Genomic DNA, 4909 nt, shown 5'->3' with positions numbered 1-4909 from the left:
GAGGTCGATCTCAGGGTTCGGCGCCACTGCGAAGACATCGTTGGTAAACGCAATACCGGTCGTCTGGAACTGAGGCTTTGGCGTGCGCGTGGCAATTTGTGCCACTTCAATCCCACGCCCGGCACGACGAGCAATTTCCTCGGCGTTGCGCTGAAGTACGTTGAAGGTACCGCCACCGACGGTCCCTAACCCACAGATGCCTACTTTGACCGGATTCACTGTGAACTCCCCATAAAACGGCCGACTCAGGGTCGGCCGGAAAACAACCGCGTGCTCGCGGCTCTCTATTAATGGCCCGGCGATCTCGCTGCCGGACCATGATCGTCACGGTTGACCGTGACGATGCGAATTACTTGGCGCCCAGCGCCAGTTTGGCGACTTGTGGCGCAGGCTGGTAGCCCGGAATGACTTGTCCGTCGGCCAAAACGATGGCCGGTGTACCGTTCACGCCAATCGACTGACCGAGGGCGAACTGTTTGGAAACCGGATTCTCGCACTTGGCGGCCTTGATTTCCTTGCCATCGACCATTTTGTCCATGGCCGCTTTCTTGTCTTTCGAGCACCACACGGCTTGCAGTTGCTCGTCACCCGGCGAGTTCAGGCCTTGACGCGGGAACGCGACGTAGCGCACTTCGATGCCGCGCTTGTTCAGCTCCGGCACTTCGGCGTGCAGCTTGTGGCAGTACGGGCAGGTGGTGTCGGTGAACACGGTGATGTGCGATTTGGTTTCGCCCACGGCCGGGTAGACCACGGTTTCGGCAACCGGAATGTCGTTGATCAGCTTGGAGATGCCCAGGCGCTCGGTCTTTTCGGTCAGGTTGACCGGTTTACCGTCCTTGAGCTGGAAGAGATAGCCCTGCACCACGTATTGGCCGTCGGCGCTGGCGTACAGCACGCGGCTGCCCTTGAGCTTGACTTCGTACATGCCCGGCAACGGGCTGGCGGAAATGCTCTCGACCGGGACTTCGAGCTGGAGGTTTTCCAGGCTTTTACGAATGGCTTTGTCGGCCGCGTCATCGGCGACGGCAAAGGTGCTGACCAACGCAATGGCTGCGGCGGCGAAAATCTGGGTCAGACGCATGAGAACTCCTGAAGGCGGACAAATGAAACGGTCAGAACGCCCGTGCCGGAACACCGGGTCATAACCGTCCATCGTGCAAACCGGCAAAGCCTAACACATAAGGTCACGGTGGCCGAATGCGCCTGTCGCCACACTTTCAGGACTGCACAGATCCTTGTGGGAGCGAGCCTGCTCGCGAAAGCGGTGTGTCAGCTAAATGAACGCTGACTGACACTCCCTCTTCGCGAGCAGGCTCGCTCCCACAGGAATTTTTATTCAGCCGCGCGGGTGGTGTTTGGCGTGCAGATCCTGCAATCGAGCGCGGGCGACATGGGTATAGATCTGCGTGGTGGAAAGGTCACTGTGACCGAGCAGCATCTGCACTACGCGCAAGTCCGCGCCATGGTTGAGCAGATGCGTGGCAAACGCGTGACGCAAGGTGTGCGGCGACAGCGACTTGCCGATTCCAGCAACCTTGGCCTGGTGCTTGATGCGGTGCCAGAACGTCTGGCGGGTCATCTGCTCGCCGCGCTGACTGGGGAACAGCACATCGCTGGGCCGCCCTCCGAGCAACTCGCCACGACCATCACGCATGTAGCGCTCGACCCAGACAATCGCCTCCTCGCCCATCGGCACCAGCCGCTCCTTGCTGCCCTTGCCCATCACGCGTAATACGCCCTGGCGCAGGTTGACTTGCTCCAGCGTCAGGCTGACCAGTTCGGTCACCCGCAAACCGCAGGCGTACAGCACTTCAAGCATGGCGCGGTCGCGCTGGCCGATGGCTTCGCTCAGATCCGGCGCTTTGAGCAACGCCTCAACATCGGCCTCCGACAGGGATTTGGGCAATGGCCGACCCAGTTGTGGCATGTCGACGCGTAACGTCGGGTCAACGCCGATCATCTTTTCCCGCAGCAGATAGCGATAAAAGCCACGCACACCGGAGAGAAATCTCGCCGTGGAACGCGGCTTGTAGTTCTGCTCCAGACGCCACGCCAAGTGATCGAGGATCAGCTCGCGGCCGGCATTGATCAGTTCCAGGTTCTTTTCCTGCAACCAGCCGTTGAACAGCGCCAGATCGCTGCGATAGGCGCCACGGGTGTTATCGGACAGGCCCTTTTCCAGCCATAACGCGTCGAGGAATTGGTCAATGAGGGGATGATCGATGGCAGGCATGGGCGCTCAAGTCACACAGTCTCAAGGACTGTGAGCAAATGTAGAGTGAACTGTAGGAATGGGCGCTAGTCTTTCATAGCCCGCAATTTCAAGGAACAGGGAGCATCAATGAACGAGCAGCAAATTCTATTGGCATTTGGCGGGATTGGCGCTGCGGCGCTGGGTTGCCAATGGCTGGCCTGGCGCCTGAAGCTGCCGGCGATTCTGTTTCTGTTGCTGACGGGGATCCTGGTCGGCCCGGTATTGGGCTGGCTTGATCCGCAGGAAATGTTTGGCCCACTGCTGATGCCGCTGGTGTCGCTGGCGGTGGCGCTGATTCTGTTCGAGGGCAGCCTGACCCTGCACCTCTCCGAATGGCGCGAGATCGGCAGCGTTGTCCATCGTTTAGTAACCATCGGGGCGATCTCGACCTGGGTAGTCATCGCCGTCGCGACGCACTTTTTGCTCGGCTTCGACTGGATGCTGGCCATTCTCTTTGGCAGCCTGACGCTGGTCACCGGCCCGACCGTGATCGTGCCGATGTTGCGGGTGGTGCGGCCGAAAGCTTCGATCGCCAACATTCTGCGCTGGGAAGGCATCGTCATCGACCCGATCGGCGCCCTCCTCGCCGTGGTGGTGTACAGCTTCATCATCGCCAGCGCTGAAGGTCATGGCCTCAAGCAGAGCCTGTTCACCTTTGGTGGCGTGATTCTGTGCGGCGCGGTGTTCGGCATTGTCGGTGGCTGGCTGCTCGGCACAGTGATCCGTCGGCAGTGGTTGCCGGAGTATCTGCATAACCTCGCCTCGCTGGCGGCGGTGTTGGGGATTTTCATTGCCTCCAACGAGGTGATGCACGAGTCCGGTTTGCTGGCGGTAACGTTGATGGGCATGTGGCTGGCGAACATGAAGGGCGTGGATGTGCGGCACATCCTGCACTTCAAGGAAAACCTCAGCGTGCTGCTGATTTCCGGGCTGTTCATATTGTTGGCGGCGCGCCTGGATTTGTACGCCTTGATCGGCCTTGGGCCGCTGGTGTTGATTCTGTTGCTGGTGATTCAGCTGATCGCCCGGCCATTGAACGTGCTGCTCAGCACGGCTGGATCGAGCCTGAGCTGGCGGGAGCGCGCACTGCTGTGCTGGATTGCGCCACGGGGGATCGTTGCGGCGGCGGTGTCGGCGATTTTTGCAATTCGTCTGCATGAGGCCGGACACGAGGGCGCATTGCTGCTGGTGCCGCTGACCTTTGCGGTAATCATCGGCACCGTTGTGCTGCAGAGTGCGACTGCGCGACCACTTGCACGCCTGTTGAAGGTTGCAGAGCCAGCGCCAAGTGGATTCCTGATCGTCGGCGCAAACGGGCCAGCGCGGGAGCTGGGCAAATCGCTGCAGCAACTGGGCAGCCGCGTGCTGTTGACCGATTCGAGTTGGGAAAATATTCGTGCGGCACGCATGGAAGGCTTGCCGACATATTTCGGCAACCCGGCCTCGCAACATGCCGATGCGCATCTGGATCTGGTCGGGCTGGGGCATTTGCTGGCGCTGTCGCCGTCGGGCGAACTCAATACTCTGGCGGCGATGCGCTTTCGGCATGATTTCGGCCATCAGCGCCTGTTTGGTCTGGCCAGCGGGCATGAAAGCCGACGCAGCGACAAGCATCGTGCGAGCCTGGAGCATCGTGGCAATCAATTGGGCAGCGAGGCGTTTACCTACGCGAAACTGGCCAGCCAGATGGGTCAGGGTGCCGAGTTGTACAGCACAACGTTGACTGATGGTTTTGGCTGGGAGGACTACCAGGCGCTGCATGGTAATCGTGCGACCTTGCTGTTTATGCGTGATGACAGCGGCTGGGTGCATGTGGTGACGCCGGAGACGGCGTTGAAGCCTGGGGCGGGGTGGACGTTGTTGGCGTTGATTCAGCCTGAGGCCAGCGGCGCCTCTTGAATCGAATCGCGAGCAGGCTCACTCCTACAGGGAACGCTTTCCAACTGTAGGAGTGAGCCTGCTCGCGATGGCTTCGACTCGGTTTCAGATCAGGCAGCAAAACCCGGCAGCACCGGCACCGGCCGCTTCTCATCATCAATCGCGACAAAGCTGAACTGCCCATGAATCGCTTTCTCGCGGCCATCACAGCTCATGCTCTCAACAAAGACTTCTACCTCGACCTTGAGGCTGGTGTTGCCGACCTTGATCACCTTTCCGACCAGCTCAACGATGGAGCCGGCCGGGATGGCGTGGTTGAAGTCGATGCGATCGGTGGACACAGTCACCAGCGGCAGCCGGCAGAAACGCGTGGCGGTGATGAACGAGACTTCGTCCATCCATGCCAATGCGGTGCCGCCGAACAAAGTGTTGTGGTGGTTGGTGGTCGGCGGGAAGACGGCCTTGGTTACGCGGGTTACCGAGAGTTCGGTACGGCGCTGGATTTCCTGGTCGCGGGTGGTCATGGTTCGGGCCTGAAACGAAAATACGTTGAATAAATTGCAGGCAACAAAAAAGCAGCCCGTAGGCTGCTTTTTTCTGCATCGGAAGCTGGACTTAAGCCAGTTTTTCCTTGATGCGAGCTGCTTTACCCGACAGGTCGCGCAGGTAGTACAGCTTGGCTTTACGTACGTCACCGCTACGTTTCACAGCCATGCTGTCGATCTTCGGGGAGTAGGTCTTGAAATTACGTTCTACGCAAACACCGTTGGAGATTTT

Annotated in this window: 5 protein-coding genes and 1 pseudogene; 1 reads left to right on the top strand and 5 read right to left on the bottom strand. The window is 59.5% G+C overall.

Translation table 11 applies throughout. The annotated features are described in order from the left end of the window. From ACIPIZ_RS29360 to xerD, 3 genes and pseudogenes are all read right to left on the bottom strand, one after another. Nucleotides 1-219, bottom strand: a pseudogene (locus tag ACIPIZ_RS29360) (homoserine dehydrogenase); the annotation flags it as partial. Nucleotides 220-349: 130 nt separating this feature from the next. After that, nucleotides 350-1081 (bottom strand): bifunctional protein-disulfide isomerase/oxidoreductase DsbC, encoded by a 732-nt coding sequence (gene dsbC / locus ACIPIZ_RS29355; protein WP_105705657.1) that lies wholly within the window; start codon nt 1079-1081, stop codon nt 350-352. Between the two features lie 255 nt (nt 1082-1336). Beyond that, the gene (xerD, locus tag ACIPIZ_RS29350; RefSeq protein ID WP_064393253.1) at nt 1337-2233 is read right to left on the bottom strand and encodes a site-specific tyrosine recombinase XerD; all 897 of its coding nucleotides are present in this window, start codon (nt 2231-2233) and stop codon (nt 1337-1339) included. 108 nt (nt 2234-2341) lie between these two features. Between xerD and ACIPIZ_RS29345 the strand changes: the two genes are divergently transcribed. Further along, complete coding sequence (locus ACIPIZ_RS29345; RefSeq protein WP_064393254.1) at nt 2342-4153, top strand: sodium:proton antiporter; 1812 nt, start codon at nt 2342-2344, stop codon at nt 4151-4153. A gap of 89 nt (nt 4154-4242) precedes the next feature. On the opposite strand, the gene ACIPIZ_RS29340 is transcribed toward ACIPIZ_RS29345, so the two are convergent. Further along, on the bottom strand, nt 4243-4656 hold the full coding sequence (locus tag ACIPIZ_RS29340) for an acyl-CoA thioesterase (RefSeq protein ID WP_105705650.1): 414 nt from the start codon (nt 4654-4656) through the stop codon (nt 4243-4245). 91 nt (nt 4657-4747) lie between these two features. Then, the coding region (locus tag ACIPIZ_RS29335) for a 50S ribosomal protein L19 (protein WP_401168997.1) at nt 4748-4909 on the bottom strand (162 nt) is incomplete at its 5' end.

The sequence above is a fragment of the Pseudomonas sp. NPDC087690 genome (genome assembly GCF_044743175.1).
GTDB lineage: Bacteria > Pseudomonadota > Gammaproteobacteria > Pseudomonadales > Pseudomonadaceae > Aquipseudomonas.
Note: the sequence above shows the minus strand (reverse complement) of the source record. Positions and strands in the feature narration are given on the sequence as shown.